The 19,194-nt window shown below is 71.0% G+C and carries 21 protein-coding genes and 1 pseudogene; 12 read left to right on the top strand and 10 right to left on the bottom strand.

All coding sequences use genetic code 11. The features are described 5' to 3' along the window. Positions 1-34 precede the first annotated feature (34 nt). Positions 35-718 carry a pyridoxamine 5'-phosphate oxidase family protein gene (locus AB0959_RS06690; RefSeq protein ID WP_366825193.1) on the bottom strand — a complete coding sequence of 228 codons (684 nt, stop codon included), beginning with the start codon at positions 716-718 and terminating at the stop codon, positions 35-37. A 35-nt stretch (positions 719-753) separates the two neighbouring features. On the opposite strand from AB0959_RS06690, the gene AB0959_RS06685 reads away from it, so the two are divergent. Next, positions 754-2,085 (top strand): aminotransferase class I/II-fold pyridoxal phosphate-dependent enzyme, encoded by a 1,332-nt coding sequence (locus AB0959_RS06685; RefSeq protein ID WP_366825192.1) that lies wholly within the window; start codon positions 754-756, stop codon positions 2,083-2,085. Between the two features lie 7 nt (positions 2,086-2,092). On the opposite strand, the gene AB0959_RS06680 is transcribed toward AB0959_RS06685, so the two are convergent. Beyond that, the gene (locus AB0959_RS06680) at positions 2,093-3,073 is read right to left on the bottom strand and encodes a DMT family transporter (RefSeq protein ID WP_366825191.1); all 981 of its coding nucleotides are present in this window, start codon (positions 3,071-3,073) and stop codon (positions 2,093-2,095) included. A 74-nt stretch (positions 3,074-3,147) separates the two neighbouring features. Here AB0959_RS06680 and AB0959_RS06675 point away from each other — a divergent pair, with 74 nt between their 5' ends. Next, the gene (locus AB0959_RS06675) at positions 3,148-4,101 is read left to right on the top strand and encodes a LysR family transcriptional regulator (RefSeq protein WP_366825190.1); all 954 of its coding nucleotides are present in this window, start codon (positions 3,148-3,150) and stop codon (positions 4,099-4,101) included. A gap of 17 nt (positions 4,102-4,118) precedes the next feature. On the opposite strand, the gene AB0959_RS06670 is transcribed toward AB0959_RS06675, so the two are convergent. Next, positions 4,119-4,586 carry a pyridoxamine 5'-phosphate oxidase family protein gene (locus AB0959_RS06670; protein ID WP_366825189.1) on the bottom strand — a complete coding sequence of 156 codons (468 nt, stop codon included), beginning with the start codon at positions 4,584-4,586 and terminating at the stop codon, positions 4,119-4,121. 134 nt (positions 4,587-4,720) lie between these two features. Between AB0959_RS06670 and AB0959_RS06665 the strand changes: the two genes are divergently transcribed. Beyond that, positions 4,721-5,365: a cysteine hydrolase gene (locus AB0959_RS06665; RefSeq protein WP_366825188.1), complete on the top strand. Its 645-nt coding sequence runs from the start codon at positions 4,721-4,723 to the stop codon at positions 5,363-5,365. Positions 5,366-5,397: 32 nt separating this feature from the next. Here AB0959_RS06665 and AB0959_RS06660 read toward each other — a convergent pair whose 3' ends face one another. Then, on the bottom strand, positions 5,398-5,901 hold the full coding sequence (locus AB0959_RS06660) for a Rieske (2Fe-2S) protein (RefSeq protein WP_366825187.1): 504 nt from the start codon (positions 5,899-5,901) through the stop codon (positions 5,398-5,400). A 202-nt stretch (positions 5,902-6,103) separates the two neighbouring features. On the opposite strand from AB0959_RS06660, the gene AB0959_RS06655 reads away from it, so the two are divergent. From AB0959_RS06655 to AB0959_RS06625, 7 genes are all read left to right on the top strand, one after another. Then, on the top strand, positions 6,104-6,859 hold the full coding sequence (locus AB0959_RS06655) for a HipA family kinase (protein ID WP_366825186.1): 756 nt from the start codon (positions 6,104-6,106) through the stop codon (positions 6,857-6,859). Beyond that, positions 6,856-7,266 carry a DUF3037 domain-containing protein gene (locus AB0959_RS06650; protein WP_366825185.1) on the top strand — a complete coding sequence of 137 codons (411 nt, stop codon included), beginning with the start codon at positions 6,856-6,858 and terminating at the stop codon, positions 7,264-7,266. The genes AB0959_RS06655 and AB0959_RS06650 overlap by 4 nt, the downstream gene beginning before the upstream one ends. Positions 7,267-7,414: 148 nt before the next feature. Beyond that, a complete protein-coding gene (fabG, locus tag AB0959_RS06645) occupies positions 7,415-8,176 on the top strand; it encodes a 3-oxoacyl-ACP reductase FabG (protein ID WP_366825183.1) in 762 nt (253 codons plus the stop codon). A 17-nt stretch (positions 8,177-8,193) separates the two neighbouring features. Then, the gene (locus tag AB0959_RS06640; protein WP_366825182.1) at positions 8,194-8,961 is read left to right on the top strand and encodes an SDR family oxidoreductase; all 768 of its coding nucleotides are present in this window, start codon (positions 8,194-8,196) and stop codon (positions 8,959-8,961) included. A 201-nt stretch (positions 8,962-9,162) separates the two neighbouring features. Then, positions 9,163-10,743 (top strand): ABC transporter substrate-binding protein, encoded by a 1,581-nt coding sequence (locus AB0959_RS06635; RefSeq protein WP_366825181.1) that lies wholly within the window; start codon positions 9,163-9,165, stop codon positions 10,741-10,743. A 187-nt stretch (positions 10,744-10,930) separates the two neighbouring features. Further along, the gene (locus AB0959_RS06630) at positions 10,931-11,614 is read left to right on the top strand and encodes a uracil-DNA glycosylase (protein WP_366825180.1); all 684 of its coding nucleotides are present in this window, start codon (positions 10,931-10,933) and stop codon (positions 11,612-11,614) included. 137 nt (positions 11,615-11,751) lie between these two features. Further along, positions 11,752-12,264 (top strand): hypothetical protein, encoded by a 513-nt coding sequence (locus AB0959_RS06625; RefSeq protein WP_366825179.1) that lies wholly within the window; start codon positions 11,752-11,754, stop codon positions 12,262-12,264. Positions 12,265-12,882: 618 nt separating this feature from the next. Here AB0959_RS06625 and AB0959_RS06620 read toward each other — a convergent pair. Further along, entirely contained in the window at positions 12,883-13,395 is a 513-nt protein-coding gene (locus AB0959_RS06620) for a DinB family protein (protein WP_366825178.1), read from the bottom strand. 147 nt (positions 13,396-13,542) lie between these two features. Here AB0959_RS06620 and AB0959_RS06615 point away from each other — a divergent pair, with 147 nt between their 5' ends. Next, entirely contained in the window at positions 13,543-14,448 is a 906-nt protein-coding gene (locus AB0959_RS06615; RefSeq protein WP_366825177.1) for a Gfo/Idh/MocA family oxidoreductase, read from the top strand. On the opposite strand, the gene lnt is transcribed toward AB0959_RS06615, so the two are convergent. The 3 genes from lnt to AB0959_RS06600 form a co-directional block, all read right to left on the bottom strand. Further along, entirely contained in the window at positions 14,372-15,937 is a 1,566-nt protein-coding gene (gene lnt / locus AB0959_RS06610) for an apolipoprotein N-acyltransferase (RefSeq protein WP_366825176.1), read from the bottom strand. The two genes, AB0959_RS06615 and lnt, sit on opposite strands and share 77 nt — an antisense overlap. A 114-nt stretch (positions 15,938-16,051) precedes the next feature. Then, entirely contained in the window at positions 16,052-16,525 is a 474-nt protein-coding gene (locus AB0959_RS06605) for a nuclear transport factor 2 family protein (RefSeq protein ID WP_366825175.1), read from the bottom strand. A 102-nt stretch (positions 16,526-16,627) separates the two neighbouring features. Next, entirely contained in the window at positions 16,628-17,548 is a 921-nt protein-coding gene (locus tag AB0959_RS06600) for an expansin EXLX1 family cellulose-binding protein (protein ID WP_366825174.1), read from the bottom strand. Between the two features lie 244 nt (positions 17,549-17,792). On the opposite strand from AB0959_RS06600, the gene AB0959_RS06595 reads away from it, so the two are divergent. Continuing rightward, positions 17,793-17,978 carry a hypothetical protein gene (locus AB0959_RS06595; protein WP_366825173.1) on the top strand — a complete coding sequence of 62 codons (186 nt, stop codon included), beginning with the start codon at positions 17,793-17,795 and terminating at the stop codon, positions 17,976-17,978. A 108-nt stretch (positions 17,979-18,086) separates the two neighbouring features. Here the strand turns inward: AB0959_RS06595 and AB0959_RS06590 are convergent. Together AB0959_RS06590 and AB0959_RS06585 are read right to left on the bottom strand one after the other, a co-directional pair. Next, positions 18,087-18,269: pseudogene (locus AB0959_RS06590) on the bottom strand (winged helix-turn-helix transcriptional regulator); the annotation flags it as partial. A gap of 304 nt (positions 18,270-18,573) precedes the next feature. Further along, positions 18,574-19,173 carry an AAA family ATPase gene (locus tag AB0959_RS06585; RefSeq protein ID WP_366825172.1) on the bottom strand — a complete coding sequence of 200 codons (600 nt, stop codon included), beginning with the start codon at positions 19,171-19,173 and terminating at the stop codon, positions 18,574-18,576. Positions 19,174-19,194: the final 21 nt, after the last annotated feature.

Raw genomic sequence — 19,194 nt, 5'->3', positions numbered from 1 at the left:
GCAAACCCCGGACGGGCTGAGAGCGCCCGACGTCTCACAGCACCGACAGGTAGTCAGGAAGCTCCGTGCCGGGCGTCATGTCCGGGTCGGGTACCGGCGTGCTGTAGCCCTTGTTCAGCGGGACGACGCCGGCCCAGTGGGGGAGTGCGAGGTCCTCGGGTTCGTCGTTGACGCCGCCGGTGCGCGTCTTGGCGGAGACCTCGTCGAGGTCGAGGCGGATCACCGCGGTGGCGGCGGCCTCCTTGGTGTTGGCGGACCGGGAGTCGCGCGAGCGCCCCGGTACGACATGGTCCACCAGCGCGTCCAGGGCCAGCCGCTTCTCCTCCGGGTCCGTCACCTGGTGGGCGATGCCGTGGACGACCACGGAACGGTAGTTGATCGAGTGGTGGAAGGCGGACCGGGCGAGGACCAGCCCGTCGACGTGTGTGACGGTCAGGCACACCGTGAGCCCGGGATCGGCCTTGCCGGTCATCCGTAGCGGGCGCGAGCCCGTCGAGCCGTGGACGTAGAGCCGCTCGCCGACCCGGGCGTACAGAGTGGGCAGCACGACCGGGGCGCCGTCCCGCACGAAGCCGAGATGGCAGACGTAGCCCTCGTCGAGTATCGCGTGCACCACCTCCTTGTCGTACGAGGCCCTCTCTGCGGAACGGGTGGGGACGGTGCGGTCGGTCGGGGTGTAGGCGGTGGGCGACGGCATCGGCTGCGGGGTCCCCTGCATTGCGCTCTCCATTGCACTAGTGCATAATCTATTTTGTGCTAGGAGAGTATCGGATCGAAGGGCGTCGCGCAGCAGAGATTGCGGCGAGCGTCGAGCGTGCGGTGGGTGCCGGAGAGCTGGAGCCGGGGCAACTTCTTCCGCCCATGCGGGAGTTGGCCGTACAGCTGGGTGTGAATCCCAATACCGTCGCGGCTGCCTATCGCACCCTGCGGGAGCGCGGGGTCATCGAGACCGCCGGGCGCCGCGGCAGCCGGGTGCGTTCCAAGCCGGCCACGACGGGGCGCGAGTACATCCGGGTGGACGTACCGGAGGGCGTACGAGACCTCGCCGACGGCAATCCGGATCCGGCGCTGCTGCCCTCGCTGGCGAAGGCCTTCGTGGCTGCCGCCGAGCACGGTGACCGCGTGCCCGTCCTCTACGGTCAGGCCGCCGTCGAGCCCGAACTGGAGCGGATCGCGCGTGCCGACCTGGACGCCGACGGCGTGCCGGACGGACCGCTCACCGTCACCTCCGGCGCGCTCGACGCCATCGAGCGCGTCCTGGCCGCGCACCTCAAGGCGGGCGACGCGGTGGCCGTCGAGGACCCGGGGTGGGGCAGCGTGCTCGACCTGGTCCCGGCGCTCGGACTGCGCACGATCCCTGTGGGTGTCGACGACGAAGGACCGCTCCCGGACGACGTTCGCCGCGCTCTCGAGAGCGGCGCGCGTGCCCTGATCGTCACGGACCGGGCGCAGAACCCGACCGGTGCCGCGGTGACCGCCACGCGCGCGCGTGCCCTGCGCGCCGTGCTCGCGGACCACCCGCAGACCCTGCTGATCGAGGACGACCACGGCTACCGGATCGTCGACCAGTCCCTCCAGCCGCTCGCCGGCGTCACGCGCCACTGGGCCTTCGTCCGTTCGGTCGCCAAGGCCTATGGGCCCGATCTGCGGCTCGCGGTGCTCACCGGTGACTCCGTGACCGTGGACCGCGTGCGGGGGCGGCAGCGACTCGGGCCCGGATGGGTGAGCCGGCTGGTGCAGCGGGCCGTCGTGGGGATGTGGGCCGACGGTGCCGTGGAAGCGCGAGCCGTGGCGGGGGCGTACGGGCGCAGGCGGGACGCACTGATCGGCGCGCTCGCGGAGCGCGGGGTGGCGGCGCACGGGCGCAGCGGGATGAACGTGTGGGTGCCCGTCCCCGACGAGACCGGAGTGGTCGCCCGGCTGCTGCACGCGGGCTGGGCCGTGGCACCCGGTGCCCGCTTCCGCATGAGCGCGCCGCCCGGCATCCGGATCACCGTGTCCACGCTCTCGGAGGACGAGATCGGGCACGTGGCGGACGCCGTGGCCTCGGCGATCGGCCCGGCGCCCGCTCGGCGTTACGTGTGACGGCCTGTCAATCTCGCTCGCGCGCAGGGGGCTTGATGGGCGAGGGCCGTGTACGGGGCTTGACCTGAGTGAGAGCCGCCCCCGCCAGCACGATCGCCGCGCCGGCCGGCGTCGACCAGGTGAGCGACTCCCCGAGGATCGCGACGCCGGCGGCCGTGGCGATCACCGGGATGAAGTACGTGACCATCTGGGCGGTGGTCGGGCCGACCTCGGCGACGATGCCGTACTGCACGAGCATCGCGACACCGGTACCGAGGGCGCCGAGCGCGACGACCGCGAGCAGGGGCAGCACCGGAAAACTGCCCGGCAGGGACGTGAACAGCGGTGTGACGACGGCGAGTTGGACGGTGGCCAGCAGCAACTGGGCGCCCGTCAGCGAGAGGTTCGAGTGGCCGGAGCCCGCCAGAGTGCGGCGGACGTGGATCCAGCCGATCGGGTAGCTGAGCGAGGCCAGCAGCGCCATCGCCGTGCCCGAGGCGTCCAGGCCGTGGAAGCCCTGCCAGGCGCCGAGCACCGTGAGCACGCCGAGGAAGCCGAGTCCGAGGCCCGCGACCCGCACCCGCGTCGGTCGGTCCTCGGAGAGCGCGACCAGCGACAGGGCCATGCCCCACAGGGGTGACGTCGCGTTGCAGATGCCCGCGAGCGTCGACGGGATCGTCAGCTCCGCGTAGGCGAAGAGGGAGAACGGCAGCGCGTTCAACAGTAAGGCCGCGACCGTGAGGTGGCCCCAGGTGCGGGCGCCCCGCGGCAGCCGCTCCCGCTTCACCGCCATCGCGACCGCGAGCACCGCCGTCCCGAACAGCAGTCGTCCGAAGGTCACCTGGAAGGGTGCGTAGCCCTCGGTGCCGACCTTGATGAGCAGGAAGCTGAAGCCCCAGATGAGGGCGAGGAAGCCGAAGCGGAGGCGCCAGTCGACGGCCGCACGGCGACGTTCGGTGGGGGACGGGGGGTGGGCGGAGGCCCGGGAGGCGGCGGTGGCGCTGGTCATGGCCGTAACGATGCTCTCCGCGATCTCGTAGCACAAGCGAGATTTTGTGAGCTGATTTTCGTAGCATCGCTTACATGTTGAACCTGGAGCGCCTGCGCACCCTCGACGCCCTGGCCCGGCACGGCTCGGTCAGTGGAGCGGCCGAAGGGCTGCATGTCACGACGTCGGCCGTGTCGCAGCAGATGGCCAAACTGGAGCGGGAGGTGGGACAACAGCTCCTGGCCAAGAACGGGCGCGGGGTGCGCCTCACCGACGCGGGACGGCTGCTCGCCGACCACGCCGCCCGCATCCTGTCCCAGGTCGAGCTCGCGCAGTCCGACCTGGAGGCGCAGCGCGGGCAGGTGGTGGGCGAGCTGCGGCTGGCCGCGTTCCCGACGGCGATGCGCGGCCTCTTCCCGTCGGTGCTGAGCGCGCTGCGGGCCGACCACCCGTCGCTGAGGGTGAGCTCACGGGAGCTGGAGCCGGAGTACGGGGTCAACGCGGTGATCCGGGGCGACGCCGACCTGGCCGTCGTCCTCGACTGGTACAACAAGCCCCTGCCGGTGCCCGAAGGGCTCGCCAGGGCGGCGATCCTCGACGACCCCGTGGAGATCGCGATGCCCGAGGGGCATCCCCTCTCCGGCCGGGACGCGGTCGACCTGGAGGACTTCGCGGAGGACGAGTGGGTCGCCTGGCCCGAGGGCGAGTTCTGTCACGAATGGCTGATCTACACGCTGCGGGGCAGGGGCATCGAGCCACGCATCGCCCACTGCGCCGAGGAGCACCACACCCAGCTCGCCCTGGTCGCCGCCGGGCTCGGGGTCTGTGTCGCGCCCAGGCTGGGGCGCGACCCGATGCCGGCCGGGGTGCGGGCCGTGCCGGTCCGTCACCGTGTCCACCGGTACGTCTACGCGGTGTGGCGTGCGGACGCCGACCGGCGCCCGTCGATCAGGGCGGCGGTGGAGGCGCTGCAGAAGGCGGGGGAGAGCATCGCCTCAGCCGCTTCTGCCACCTCAGCCGCCTCTGTCACCTCAGATGCCTCGTCCTGAAGCTGAGGTCGGTCTGGTCACAGGGACGCCAGCTTGCGGAAGTCCCACGAAGCGATCGACTCCGGGGTCAGCCGTATCCACGCGTGGCGGCCGTCGTGCGGCATCTCGTCCAGACCGAAGACCTTGCGGGCGAACAGCCGCTCCAGGTCGGCGAGTTCGGGATTCGGCTCCTTCGTGCGAGGGACGTCCCCCACGAACTCCACCCTGCCCGACAGCTCGACGCCCCTCAGGTCGCCGTAGTCCTCTCCCGTGTCGACCGTGACGGCGATACGGGGATCGCGGCGCAGGTCGGCCCACCGCTTGCTGCGCGTGATCGAGTACAGCCACAGCGAGGTGCCGTCCCAGGCGAACCACAGCGGGCTGACGTGCGGGGCGCCGTCCGCCGAGATCGTCGCGACCCGGCAGGTGCGCTGCGAGGCCAGGAACTCGTCCAGCTCGGTGGGGGTCATCATGATCTTCCGGCCCCGGCGCTGCGTGACGGTCATGGAGGTGTCTCCCTCTTTCTGACGCCCTGTCAGAGAGGCAGCATGAATCGTCTTCCGTCCATACGCAAGGGACGTTACGCTCCCACGCCCCGACCACCTGGTGGACCACCCGGTGACAGGACGAAGGGGGAGTCATGCCGTCGTACGAGGTGCTCGGTGACCTCCTCGACCCCGCCACCACGGTGCTGCTCACCGTGGAGTGCCAGCAGGGTGTCGTGGGCCCGGACAGCGCGTTGCCCGAGCTGGCCCGGGAGGCACGGTCGTCGGGGGCGCTGGCGAATGTCGCCCGACTGGTCGCCGGGGCCCACGAGAGCGGGGTGCAGGTCGTGCACGCCGTCGCCGAGCGGCGGCCCGACGGCCGGGGCGCGAACCGCAACGCCCGGCTGTTCCGCGCGGCCGAACGGCTGCCCGTCCGGCAACTGGCGGGCACCACGGCCGTACGCGTCGCGCCGCCCGTCGAGGTCGCCGAGGAGGACCTGGTCGTACGGCGGCTGCACGGGCTCTCGCCGCTCGCCGGCACCGGCCTCGACGCGCTGCTGCGCAACCTCGGCTGCCGCACGCTGGTCGTGACCGGAGTCTCGGCCAACGTAGCCGTCCCGAACGCGGTGTTCGACGCCGTCAACCTCGGCTACACGGTGGTCGTGCCCAGGGACGCCATCGCGGGGGTGCCCTCCGAGTACACCCCCGCGATGATCCGCAACACCCTCGCGTTGGTCGCCACGGTCGCGACCACGGACGAGGTGCTGCGCTGCCTCAAGCGGCCTCAGAGGCGCGCATGAGCGGCGGCCTGGCGGCCTGAGTACCCCCGGGCTCAGGCCATCTTGATCGATTCGCCGTCGACGGTGATCTGCATGGCGGGCAGGGGCTTGGGCGCCGGGCCGCTCTTCACGCTGCCGTCGGTGATCGAGAAGTTGCTGTTGTGGCAGGGGCAGTTGATTACGCCGTCCTTGATGCTCTTCACGGCACAGCCCTGGTGGGTACACGTGGACGAGAACGCCTTGAACTCGCCCGCCGTCGGCTGGGTGACCACCATCTTCTGGTCGGCGAAGACCTTGCCGCCGCCCTCCGGGATGTCGGAGGTCTTCGCGACCTCGGTGCCGCCGCCCGAGCCGGCGTCGCCGCCGCTCGTGCCACCGGTGCTCGCGCCACTGCTCTCCTCGGTGCCGGCGGCGGAGGAGGGGTCGGAGGAGGCCGCCGAGGAGTCGTCGTCCGAACCGCACGCGGTCAGCGCGACGGCGAGCCCCGTCGCGCCGGCCGCTGCGATCACGGCGCGGCGGGCCGGCTTCGAGGCGGGCTGGTGCGGTGCGCTGGTCATGCTGGGGTTTCCCTTCCGTGGGGGGTGCGTGGATCTGCCGACAGGTACGGTCGGCGGTGATCGCCTGTTCAGACGATGCCGAAATCTTGACCCGCTCGGGATGAGACGTGGGTAAAGCGGAGCTGTCGGTTCGCTGTCGTCGTCGGCACACCACCGCATTGGCCGTGTCCGGGGCTCGTCCCCGCCCCAGTAACCTGGGGCGATGCTCAAAGAAGTCACCGCGACCCGGTACATCACTCCGCTGCGTGAGGGCGGGTCGCTGCCGGGACTGGTCGAGGCCGACGACTTCGGCACGTACGTCATGAAGTTCACGGGCGCGGGGCAGGGCCGTAAGACGCTCGTCGCGGAGGTCGTCTGCGGTGAGCTCGCCCGCCGGCTCGGACTGCGGGTGCCGGGACTCGTGACGATCGACCTGGACCCCGTGCTGGGCCTCGGCGAGCCCGACCAGGAGGTGCAGGGCCTCCTCAAGGCGAGCGGCGGCGCCAACCTCGGGATGGACTTCCTGCCGCGCGCGATCGGTTTCGACGCCCTCGCCTTCCGGGTGAGCCCCGAGGAGGCCGGCCGGGTCGTCTGGTTCGACGCCCTCGTGGGCAACGTGGACCGCTCCTGGCGCAACCCCAACCTCCTGGTGTGGCACGGCGATCTGTGGCTCATCGACCACGGGGCCACGATGATCTGGCACCACAACTGGCCCGGCGCCGTCGCCTCCGCCCAGCGGCCCTACGACGCCGCCGACCACGCGCTGGCGCCCTTCGCACCGGATGTCGCGGCCGCGGCCGAGGCGCTGGCACCCCTGGTCACCGAGGACCTGCTGGCGGAGGTCACCGCCCAGATCCCCGAGGTGTGGCTGGCGGGCGAGCCGGGGTTCGACAGCGCGGACGAGCTGCGACGGGCGTACGCGGAGCCGCTGCTGGCGCGGGCCGCCGTCATCCACGAACGCATCGAGGGGATCAAGTGAGCGAGCGCACCCTGGGGACCCGGTCGAGGGAGCAGGACGTCTTCGAGTACGCGCTGCTGAGGGTCGTGCCCCGCGTCGAACGCGGCGAGTGCTTCAACGCGGGCGTGCTGGTGTACTGCCGCGCCCGGTCCTTCGTGGCCGCCCGGACGCACCTCGACGAGACGAGGCTGCGGGCGCTGGACCCGGAAGCGGACGTGGCGGGCGTACGGGCCGCCCTGCGTGCCGTCGAGGGGGTGTGCGCCGGGGGTGAGGCGGCGGGCCAGGCCGCGCGCGACGACGCCGGGAGGCGCTTCCGCTGGCTGATCGCGCCCCGTTCGACGGTGGTCCAGCCGGGGCCCGTGCACACCGGGCTCACCGCCGACCCCGGGGCCGAGGCGGAGCGGTTGCTCGACCTCCTGGTCAGGTGATGGAACAGGGAATGGATCACACGTCGCTCGTGTGCCGTTGACACCGGGTGCCAGGGCTTCTAGCGTCACGTGTGCTGAAGGTACTAAGCGGTCGCTCACCTGTTGGGCGTACTGTAGAGCCGCATCCCAAGGGCGAGGAGAAGCAGCAATGTCCACCACTGAGCAGCGGGTCGCCGTGGTCACGGGTGCCGCGCGCGGCATCGGCGCCGCGACCGCCGTACGACTGGCCGCGGAGGGCCGCGCCGTCGCGGTGATCGACCTCGACGAGGCGGCCTGCAAGGACACCGTGGAGAAGATCACCGCCGCCGGCGGCAAGGCGCTCGCGGTCGGCTGCGACGTCTCCGACGAGGCGCAGGTCGAGGCCGCCGTCGCCCGGATCGCCGAGGAGCTCGGCGCCCCCACGATCCTGGTGAACAACGCGGGCGTGCTCCGCGACAACCTGCTGTTCAAGATGAGCTCCGCCGACTGGGACACGGTCATGAACGTGCACCTGCGGGGCGCCTTCCTGATGACGAAGACCTGTCAGAAGCACATGGTGGAGGCCAAGTTCGGCCGCGTCGTCAACCTCTCCTCGTCCTCCGCGCTCGGCAATCGCGGCCAGGTCAACTACTCGGCAGCGAAGGCCGGACTGCAGGGCTTCACCAAGACCCTCGCCATCGAGCTCGGCAAGTTCGGCATCACCGCCAACGCGGTCGCGCCCGGCTTCATCGTCACCGACATGACCGCCGCCACCGCCGCCCGCGTCGGCATGGGCTTCGAGGACTTTCAGGCCGCGGCCGCGACGCAGATCCCCGTACAGCGCGTCGGCAACCCGGACGACATCGCGAACGCCATCGCCTTCTTCACCGGCGAGGCCGCCGGCTTCGTCTCCGGCCAGGTGCTGTACGTGGCCGGCGGACCGCTCAACTGACACCGGGGGACCAGCACATGACTTCCGCACAGCTCCCCGAGCCCTCGGGCAAGGTCGCGCTCGTCACCGGCGCCAGCCGCGGCATCGGCTACGGCGTCGCCGAGGCGCTCGTCGCCCGGGGTGACCGCGTGTGCATCACCGGCCGCAACGAGGACGCCCTGAAGGAGGCCGTCGAGCAGCTCGGCGCCGACCGTGTCATCGGTGTCGCCGGCAAGGCACATGACGAGGCCCACCAGGCCACCGCCGTCGAGCGCACCATGGAGGCCTTCGGCCGCGTCGACTTCCTGGTCAACAACGCCGGCACCAACCCCGTCTTCGGGCCGATCGCCGACCTCGACCTGAACGTGGCGCGCAAGGTCTTCGAGACCAACGTCGTCTCGGCCCTCGGCTTCGCCCAGAGGACCTGGCACGCCTGGCAGAAGGACAACGGGGGAGCGATCGTCAACATCGCCTCCGTCGCCGGCGTCTCCGCCTCCCCGTTCATCGGCGCGTACGGCATCAGCAAGGCCGCCATGATCAACCTGACCCTGCAGCTGGCGCACGAGTTCGCGCCCAAGGTGCGGGTCAACGCGATCGCGCCCGCCGTGGTGAAGACACAGTTCGCCAAGGCCCTGTACGAGGGCCGTGAGGCGGAGGCCGCCGCGGCCTACCCGCTGGGGAGGCTCGGCGTGCCCTCCGACATCGGTGGCACCGCCGCGTTCCTCACCTCGGAGCAGTCCGACTGGATCACCGGCCAGACCCTGGTGGTGGACGGAGGTATCTTCCTCAACGCCGGCGTCGGCTGACGCCTGTGGTGGGCGCCCGCCCGGCACGGCCGGAGACACGCGGGCGCCCACCTTGTGGCGGTGCACAAGGGAATAACACCGTTCCTCTACGGCTCGGACATACGCGCTGATCAAGGGCCTGCCGGGGCGGCGGTTCAAGTGGCCTGACACTGCGGTATGGTCTGGCCACCCTTGTGGTATGCCCGATCGAGGATGGTGCGCGTGTTCAAGCGGGACAGATACCTGCGTCAGCTGGCGGCGATCACGTCCATAACCATGGTCGCCGGATGTGGTGTCCTCTCCTCGGACTCGTCCGACGACGACCGTCCGATCGTCGTGGGGACCACCAGCGCCCCGAGCACCCTCGATCCGGCGGCCGCCTGGGACAGTTCCTGGGAGCTGATGCGCAACGTCTTCCAAACCCTGTTGAACTACGATCCGGGCGCGTCCGAGCCCGCGCCCGACGCCGCCGAGAGCTGCGAGTTCACGGACACCGCGACCACGGTGTACAGCTGCAAGCTGCGCGAGGGCCTGAAGTTCGCCGACGGGCACGACCTCAACGCGCAGGCCGTGAAGTACTCGATCGATCGTATCAAGAAGATCAACGTCAACGGCGGCCCCGCCGGTCTCCTGGGCAGCCTCTCCCGGATCCAGGTCAAGGGTGACCGCGAGGTCGTCTTCCACCTCAACGAGCCCGACGCCACCTTCCCCTTCGTGCTCTCCACGCCCGCCATGTCGATCGTGGACCCCGAGGAGTACCCCGCGGACAAGCTCCGCGACGACGGCGAGATCAGCGGCTCCGGACCGTACAACCTGTCGTCCTACGACGACGGCAAGCAGGCCGAACTCGTCCGCAACGACAACTACAAGGGCATCGCGGACCGCAAGAACAACGGCGTCACCATCCGCTACTTCCAGCAGTCGTCCGAGATGGTCGACGCGCTCAGGAACAAGAAGATCGACGTCATCTACCGCGGTCTGCCCGCCTCGGCCACCGTCGACATCCAGGAGAACGGCCAGGACGAGGGGCTCCAGCTCATCGAGAACCCCACGACCGAGATCAGCTACCTGGTGTTCAACCCCAAGGACCCGTGGGCCAAGAGGCCCGAGGTCCGCAAGGCGGTCGCCCAGGTCATCGACCGTCCGACGCTCGCCCACAAGGTCTACAAGGACACGGTCGAGCCGCTGTACTCCATGATCCCCAGGGGGCTGGTCGGCCACACCACGAGCTTCTTCGACAGCTTCGGGGACCCCAACAAGGCCAAGGCCAAGAAGATCCTCACCGACGCGGGCATCACCCAGAAGGTACCGCTCACCCTCTGGTACACCAGCGACCGCTACGGCTCCCAGACCAAGCCCGCCTTCCAGGAGATCAAGCGACAGCTGGAGGCCTCCGGCCTGTTCACCGTCACGCTCAAGAGCCGTCCCTGGAAGACGTACGTGGAGGGCTACCGGAACGGCGAGTACCCGGTGTTCGGCCGCGGCTGGTTCCCCGACTTCGCCGACGCCGACAACTTCGTCGCGCCCTTCGTGGGCCAGCAGAACGCGCTCGGCACCCCGTACGACGCCCCCGAGATCACCGGCAAGCTCCTGCCCGAGTCGCGCCGGAAGAGCGACCGCGGTGCCGTGGCCGAGGAGTTCGAGGAGGCGCAGAAGATCTTCATGGAGGACGCGCGACTGCTGCCGCTGTGGCAGGGCAAGCAGTTCGTGGCCGCGAACGAGGAGATCGCCGGCGCCGAGAAGTCCATCGACCCCGCGACGATGATGACGATGTGGACGCTGTCCTGGAAGACCAGCTGGTAGTCGGCGCCGGGCTCCGCGGTGGCCGGCACCGGGACCCGCGGTGGCTCCGCCGGGGAGTCACGCCTTCGGGCGCGGTTGTCAGTGGGCGCCTGTAGGTTCTGTGCTCGTAAGGCGGTCGCGTTCGCGCGGCCGTCCGCGGGCGCACGCTGTGCGGCCGTGAACTGAGCGCACACCGGAGGAAGTCGACGTGACCGACATCGCCATGCTGCCCGAGTCCTGGCGCGGCGTCCTGGGCGAGGAGCTGCAGCAGCCCTACTTCAAGGAACTCACCGAGTTCGTCGAGGAGGAGCGCTCGAAGGGTCCCGTCTATCCTCCCCGCGAGGAGGTCTTCGCGGCGCTGGACGCGACGCCGTACGACCGCGTGAAGGTGCTCGTCCTCGGCCAGGACCCGTACCACGGCGAGGGCCAGGGCCACGGCCTGTGCTTCTCGGTGCGCCCGGGCGTGAAGACCCCGCCCTCGCTGCGGAACATCTACAAGGAGATGCGGGAGGAGCTGGGCACGCCGATCCCGGACAACGGCTACCTGATGCCGTGGGCCGAGCAGGGCGTCCTGCTGCTCAACGCGGTGCTCACGGTCCGCTCCGGCGAGGCCAACTCGCACAAGGGCAGGGGCTGGGAGAGGTTCACCGACGCGGTGATCCGCGCGGTGGCCGACCGCCCGGATCCGGCCGTCTTCGTCCTGTGGGGCAACTACGCGCAGAAGAAGCTGCCGCTGATCGACCAGGAGCGGCATGTGGTGGTGAAGGGCGCGCACCCCTCGCCGCTCTCCGCGAAGAAGTTCTTCGGCTCCCGCCCCTTCACGCAGATCAACGAGGCGGTGGCGGCCCAGGGCCACGAGCCGATCGACTGGACGATTCCGAACCTGGGCTGACCCCTCGTTCCCGCCGTCCCCGTACGGCCACGGGGCTCCGCCGGGGCTGTCACCGGCCCGGCCCAGTGGACTCCGTGGCCGTACGGAGCCGCCTGACCGCGATCGCCGGCACCTGCCGTTAGCGTCCTGGGGGACGGATGACGAGCAGGGAGGACGCCGTGGCGGAGCACCAGGAAGAGGCGACGCCGGACGCCGTGATGACCCGGATCGGCCAGGTCGTCATGCTGCACCGCGGCGGCGACCGGGACGAGGCGCGGGACCGCTTCCTGGAGCTGTGGGTGGAGATCGGCGAGGACGGCGACGCACTGCACCGCTGCACGCTGGCGCACTACCTGGCGGACACGCAACAGGACCCCGCCGACGAACTCGCCTGGGACCTGCGGGCGTTGTCGGCGGCCGATGAGCTCACCGACGGGCGGGTGGCGGAGCACCGGCACTGGCGCGCGGTGCGCGCCCTCTACCCGTCACTGCACCTGAACCTCGCCGCCGACTACGCGAACCTCGACCGCCTCGAGGCCGCCCGCAGCCACCTCCGGCTGGCGTACGAGACGGTCGGCACCCTCGGCGACGACAGCTACGGCGACGGCATCCGCGCGGCGATGAACCGCCTGAACCTGCGGCTGAACGGGGAGGACGCGGCCGACGGATGAGAGGAGCCGCCGGGGCCGCCCGGACCGCCGGGACGGCGCACCCAGTTCCTGTCGGGCCTGGCGCGGGGCCGTGGTCAACGTCCGTATGTGTCCTGGCAGATGGTGGACTGTGGGCTGTCCTTCGCCCACCCGCCGTACTTGCGGCCCAGGGCGCAGACGTCGCTGCTCCGGGGCGGTTCGGCCAGGTCCTGGGGGATCGCGGCCCGTGGGCCGGGTACGCGGGGCTTCGAGGGCCCGGGTGGGGCGGGGTGCGGTCGAACGGGCCTGGGTGGCGGTGCCGCGGGGGTCGAGGCAGCATTCGGGGCCGGTGGCGCGCTCGGGGCCGGTCGCCGTGGTGGGCCGATGAGCTCCAGCGCCTCTTGGGCCGGAGCCTGCACGACCTGGGGCTCGGCGCGGCCGTCGGGGAGCGGCGCCGACGGGCGGGACGGCGCCGGCGCCACGTCGGGCGAGGGCGGGTGCTGAATGGTCACGCAGCCGGAAAGGGCCGCGGCGGCCACGGTGACCAGGAGCGTGTGGGTGGTCGTCGTTCGGTGCACCCGTGCAACTCTGCTGTGTCCGGACCGTTTACGGGAGGAGACGGGCCCGGGATGCCCCGCACGGGTGACACGGATGACGGCGTCACTCGCCGGTGGCGCCGTCGAGGCGCTCCCTGAGCAGATCCGCGTGACCGTTGTGCCGTGTGTACTCCTCGATCATGTGTGTGTAGATCCACCGCAGCGTGATGGGCTCCTCCGTGAACCGGCTCCTGCCCTTGGTCACGTCGTCCAGGGCGAAGCGTGCCGAGTTGCTCCGGGCCGCGGCGATCTCGGCCTGCCAGGTGGCGTAGGCGTCCTCCCAGGTGTCCGCGTCGGTGAGGTGGAACTCGCCGTCCCGGTCCTCGTCGCTGTAGTGAAGGGGCGCCGCGTCCTCGTCGGCGAGCACCCGGCGGAACCAGGAGCGCTCCACGTCCGCCATGTGCCGTACGAGACCCATCAGGGAGAGCACGGAGGGCGGCACCGACGCCGTCCTGAGCTGGGCGTCGTCCAGGCCCGCGCACTTCATCTCCAGTGTCTGGCGGTGGTGGTCGAGGAAACCCTCCAGCATGGACCGCTCGTCGGCGTTGGTCGCGGGCTCGGTGCGTTTGATCGTCACGATGTGCATCCTCGTGCAGTGACGCAGGCGCCACCACGGGTTTTCGGGAAAGCCGGCCGCTCCTCCCGCTCGGTGACTCCTCCCGCTCGGCCGGCGCCCGCCACCGCCGCCGTATGCTTCCGGCGAGGCACGTGACGGGAGATCCTTGTGAAGGTCGGCTGCATCGGACTCGGTGACATCGCGCAGAAGGCGTACCTGCCGGTGCTCGGCACCCAGCCGGGGATCGAACTGCACCTGCAGACACGGACACCCGCGACGCTCGACCGGGTCGCCGACAGCCTCCACCTCCCCGCGGAGCGGCGGCACGCCGACCTCGACACCCTGCTCGCCCAGGACCTCGACGCGGCCTTCGTCCACGCGCCCACCGACGTGCACCCCCAGATCGTCGCGCGGCTCCTGGACGCGGGCGTACCGACGTACGTCGACAAGCCGCTGGCGTACGAACTGGCCGAATCCGAACGCCTGGTGGAGCTGGCCGAGGAACGCGACGTCGCCCTGGCGGTGGGCTTCAACCGGCGGTACGCACCCGGGTACGCCCAGTGCGCGGACCATCCTCGCGAGCTGATCCTGATGCAGAAGAACCGCGTCGGCCTGCCCGAGGTGCCGCGCACGATGATCCTCGACGACTTCATCCATGTCGTCGACACCCTGCGGTTCCTGGTGCCGGGGCCGATCGACGACGTGACCGTGCGCGCCCGCACCGAGGACGGACTGCTGCACCACGTCGTGCTCCAGCTGTCCGGGGACGGCTTCACGGCGCTCGGGGTGATGAACCGGCTGAGCGGCTCGGCCGAGGAGATCCTCGAGGTGTCCGGACAGGACACCAAGCGCCAGGTCGTGAACCTCGCCGAGGTCGTCGATCACAAGGGGCAGCCGACCGTGCGACGGCGCGGCGACTGGGTGCCGGTCGCCCGGCAGCGCGGCATCGAGCAGGCTGTGCTCGCCTTCCTCGACGCCGTACGCGCGGGCAGGGTGCTCAGCGCCCGTGACGCGCTGGCGACTCACGAACTGTGCGAGCGGGTCGTGCGTGCGGTTCAGGAGCCGTCCTCCTGAACCGCACGGCGCGTACGCCCTCGATGGCACCCAGCGCGACCAGGACGAGCACCGCCGCGTACACTGGCCACTCGCCGAACCGGGCGTACGGCGTGACACCGTCCGCCAACGGCACCTCGTACACCGCCGTCGTGCTCGCGTCGGTGCCGAGCCAGGAGCCGATGCGCTCGCCGCTCGGGCCGTAGACCGCGGAGACACCGGTGAGGGTCGCGTGCACCATCGGGCGGCCCGTCTCGGCGGCCCGCAGCGCGGCCAGCGACGCGTGCTGCTCGGGCGCCCAGCTGTGCTGGAAGGTGGAGGTCGCCGACTGGGCGAGCAGCAGCTGGGCACCGTCCCGGGCCAGATGACGGCTCATGTCGGGGAACGCGGACTCGAAGCACACCATCGGGCCCACCTTCAGCCCGTTCCCCACGTTCATCACGACCTGCTCGGTGCCCCGCCTGCGGTCCTCACCCGCCGCCTTGCCGACCGAGGTGGCCCAGCCGAGAACGGTACGGAAGGGCACGTACTCGCCGAAGGGGACCAGCCGCATCTTGTCGTACCGCTCGCCGGTGGGGCCCTGCGGCCCGATCAGCACCGAGCTCTTGTAGATGCCGGGGCGGTCGGAGCGGCGGGCGTCGACGTTCACCAGGATGTCGGCACCCGTCTCGCGGGACAGGGCGGCGATACGGTTCGCGAGGTCGGGGCGGTCGGCGAGGTCGAAGCCGACGCTGCTCTCGCCCCAGACGATCAGGTCGAGGTCCTGCCCGGCGAGCTCGCGGGTGAGGGCCTCCTCGCGGGCGAACCGCTGGTCGGGGCCGGGGATGACACCGGGCTGCACGACGGCGATCCGCACCCGGCCGTCCACGTGGGGCCGCGGCGACCACATCCAGGCCGCGGAGGTGACGACGACCGTCGCGACGAGCCCGGCGACAGCGGGAACTCGGGAGCGCCGTACCGCGACGAGCACGGCGACGGCGACGTTGACCGCCACGACCAGGAAGCTGAGCAGCCAGACCCCGCCAACCGAGGCCAGCCGCAGCGCGGGCTCCACCTGCCACTGGCTGGACCCGAGCAGCCCCCACGGCCCGCCCAGCCCCTGCCAGGACCGTACGAGTTCCACCATCAGCCAGCCCGACGGCAGCACGACCAGCGCGGCCACGACCCGCCGGGCCGGGGGCGCACCGGCGAGGAACCGGCGCACCAGCCACCCCCAGGGCGCCCACAGGGCACCCAGCAGCGCGGCTATCACGAACGTGAACACGTGCAGGCTCGGCAGCAGCCAGTGGTGCACGGCCAGCATGAAGCCGAGACCGCCCAGCCAGCCGTCGTACGCGGCCCGCCTGCCCGTGGGCGCCGAGCGGGCCAGCAGCATCCAGGGCACCAGGGCGACGTACGCGAACCACCACAGGGACGGCGCCGGGAACGCCAACATCGGAAGGGCCCCGGACAGCGCGGCCAGCACGCCGCGCCGCCACGGGGAGGCCAGCCAGTGACCGGGCAACCTCATGCAGCGCCTCCCTCCCCGGTGGTACGTACCTCCAGTGTGCGCTCGGTGGACGATCTCCGACAGATGATCTCCGGCCAGGCCGATCTCCGTGGGGGCCGGTCAGGGCGTGGCGGGCTACCGGTCCGGCGTGTGACGCCACTTCTCCCGGACCACCACCTCGCGCAGCCGCCAGCCCTCGTCCGTACGCACCAGGACGAAGGCGTAACGGCCGCCGCACACGAAGTCGGGGGCCGTGGACCCGCCTGATCCGCCGTCGTGGCCGGCGAACCGCATCGGGTTGACGTAGTCCGCCTGGACGTGGGCGGTGTCGCCCGTGTCGTGCTCCAGGACGCCGAAGCGGACACGCCGGTTCACGATCAGGTGCTGCCGCATGCCGAACAGCTCCATGCTTCGCGCGAGCCATCCGGCGACCTCGACGGCGTCCCCCTCGATGCCTCCGGCCGAGCGGTAGTCGGCGCGTCCGTCCGGGGCGAACAGCTTCTGGTACGCCGTCCAGTCGCCGTCGTCCACGGCCACGGCGTACTCGGTGATCAACTCGTCCACGGCGAGCCGGTCCAACACGGTCGCGAGCTCCACACGCTGCGTCATCGGCTCAGTGTTGGGGGAGGGGGCGGGCCTCGCCAAGGGGCCTGCAGGGGGATATTCGGTGGCAACGGGGTGCTGTGACAGCTGACGCCGAGCGCTTGAAGGTCAGTGCCGGGCGAACTGGACGCGGGTCGGTTGCACGACGTCGGGCCGCAGCGCGATCCCGTCGACGTTCAGTCGCTCTCCGTAGATGTCGGTGATCCTGATCGCGCCACCGCACCCGGTGCCGTCATCGGAGAGGAAGTAGTTGTAGTCGGTGCGCGGCAGCCGACGCCAGGCGCCGTCGGCGCGGACCTCCAGTCGCGCCACCGGATTCCGGTGGCCGATCACCTGGAGGGCGCACCACCAGCGGCTCGACCCCGTCTTGTACCGGACGGAGACCGTGTCGGACGTGTCGGGGCTCAACAAGGTCCATGTGACGGGGATCTGGCCCCGTGACGGGTCGGCGAGTTCGGCGAAGGCCTGTGCGCTGAGGTCGAGTTGACCGGGAGCGCAGGGCAGCGGGCATTCGTTGGTGATCCGGACGGTGACGGATGCGCCGCCGGCCGCCTGGACGCGTACGTACGCCCCGCACGCCTTCGACGACTCGTAGTCGGTGTGGTTCATCGCGGCGACCATGAGGTCGTCGCTCGGGCCGTACAGGCAAGCGCCGTCGCCCGTCCCCGCGTCGTAGAAGGTGGCGACCCCCGGGTAGGTGACGTCGGGACGTATTCGTCCGGCCAAGGGGGCCGTGGCGGAGGCCGCCGACGGGGTGTGCGTGGCCGATGGCTTCGCCGTCGAGGGGGTCGCAGCCGGCGCCGGGGCGGTCGTGCCGGCCGTCGCGGTCGGTGACGCCGTGGACGCCTTCCGCTCCGGCGCCTTGGGCGACTTGGTCACCTGCGTGCCGGCGACGGGCGTGGCCGCGGCGGGCCCGTCATCGCCCTCGTGGTCGGGGCGGAAAACCAGGACCAGGGACACGACGAGTACGACGGCCGCCACGGTGGCGGCGAGGAGGGCGGTGCGCCGCTCGCGGGGACGGGATGCCACAGATGAGTCCTTGCCTGGTTCGGGAGAGCGCGTCTTCGGTGAGGCAGTTCGGCGAGGCAGTTCGGGGATGGAGCTTCCGACTCATCAGTGGTCGTCGTGGCCGAAAAGGTTGCCGCGCGATGCCGAGGTTTCAGCGGCGGCAATTCCGGCCACAAGACATGACCGATCGGCTCAGAACTTCACGACCCCGGGTAAAAGTCCAACTGCCCGTGCCGACAGTGTGGTTGTGGGTACCGTCGGCGGCATGAACCATGAAGTCCGCATAGACCGCGCCCCTGCTTCCGGGGGCGGTATCCAGATCACCGTCAGTCTTTCCCCCGCGGTTTTGGCGAAACTCCAATCGGAGGGCTCCTGGACGGAGGCGATCGGCGAAGGCCAGGTCACCGGTGACGGGCCGGCCATCAGCCGGATCGAGTTCAGGGTTCCGTAGCCCTCGTCATCGCCTCCGTCGCCGTCACCGAGGCTGCACGGCGGGGCTGCTCGGGCAGTGGCCGGTCCTCCACGACGTGCTTCATGACGAGAGTGGGGGTCAGGAGTTCAGGCCGACGGCGGCCGCGTCCAGGACCACGCGGTAGCCGCGGATCGCGCCCTCGCGTTCGAGGTCGCGCAGGCGGCGGTGGCACGGCGAGACGCTCAACCGCACGCGGGCGGCCAGCTCGGTCACCGTCAGACGGCCGTCCAACTGCAGCTCGGTAGGAATCTTCCGGTCCAGAGCGTCCATGGGGAAGGTTCCCCCTCGTTTTGCCCGCTCACGCGCCACACCCCGGAGCCGACTGGGCCTGTGCGATCTCGGCGGGGCTGCGGGGCCGGTCGGTCGTGCCCGCGGTCGCCGGACTGATAGAGGGCTACGCGAGATACGCGGGATACACGCTGCTCGCCGCCGAGCACACCCCCGGTCGCGCCCGAGGTGCTGGGCGTCCCGTACCCCCGCGCCTGGCCGGCCGCGGAACCGCGCTGACGCGTGGCGGGCCTGGGGGCCGTACACCTCGCGTGCGGTGCTGCCGGGACCCGGCGGGCGGTGATACTCAGCCGGGGGTCTTGTCGTCGGCGATCTTCCCGCGCAGCCGCTGGAACGCCGTGGGCTCGGGACGGTGGGGCAGGAAGTCCTTGATGAGACGGGCGCATTCGTGGGGGTCGGCCCGACTGGTGTCGCACTCGACGTCGTACACGCCGTGCGCGTGCACCTGGGCCAACTGCCGTACAGCCAGGCCGGGTGGCCGGTCACCACGCTCGCGCTCCCGCCGCTCGAGCTCGTCGCGCGGGCAGCGGACTCCGACGAACACGACGTCCTGCGGGACGAAGAGATCGAGGCAGTCCCGCAGCCGCCATTCCTCGCTCAACACGTGGTCCACTACGACGTTGTTGCCGCCTGCGGCCATTCCGGCCACCGCCCGGTGGTAGCCGCGCCAGGTGTTGTGCAGAACGCTGGTGAGTCGCTCGGGAGGCATCTCCTGACGCGTCCGCATCGCGTGGAACGCGTCCACGGGCAGATGGAAGTACGGCTCGTCGAGGATCCGCAGCAGCTCGGTTGCGATGCTCGACTTGCCCGAACTGGACGTGCCGTTCAGGAAGATGACGGTCCCACGGGATGCGCCCGGGTCCGGACGCCCGGGGTCGGATCTCAAGGGGCTGCCTCGCTCAACGCT

Source organism: Streptomyces sp. NPDC046862 (genome assembly GCF_040704615.1).
Lineage (GTDB): Bacteria > Actinomycetota > Actinomycetes > Streptomycetales > Streptomycetaceae > Streptomyces.
Note: the sequence above shows the minus strand (reverse complement) of the source record. Positions and strands in the feature narration are given on the sequence as shown.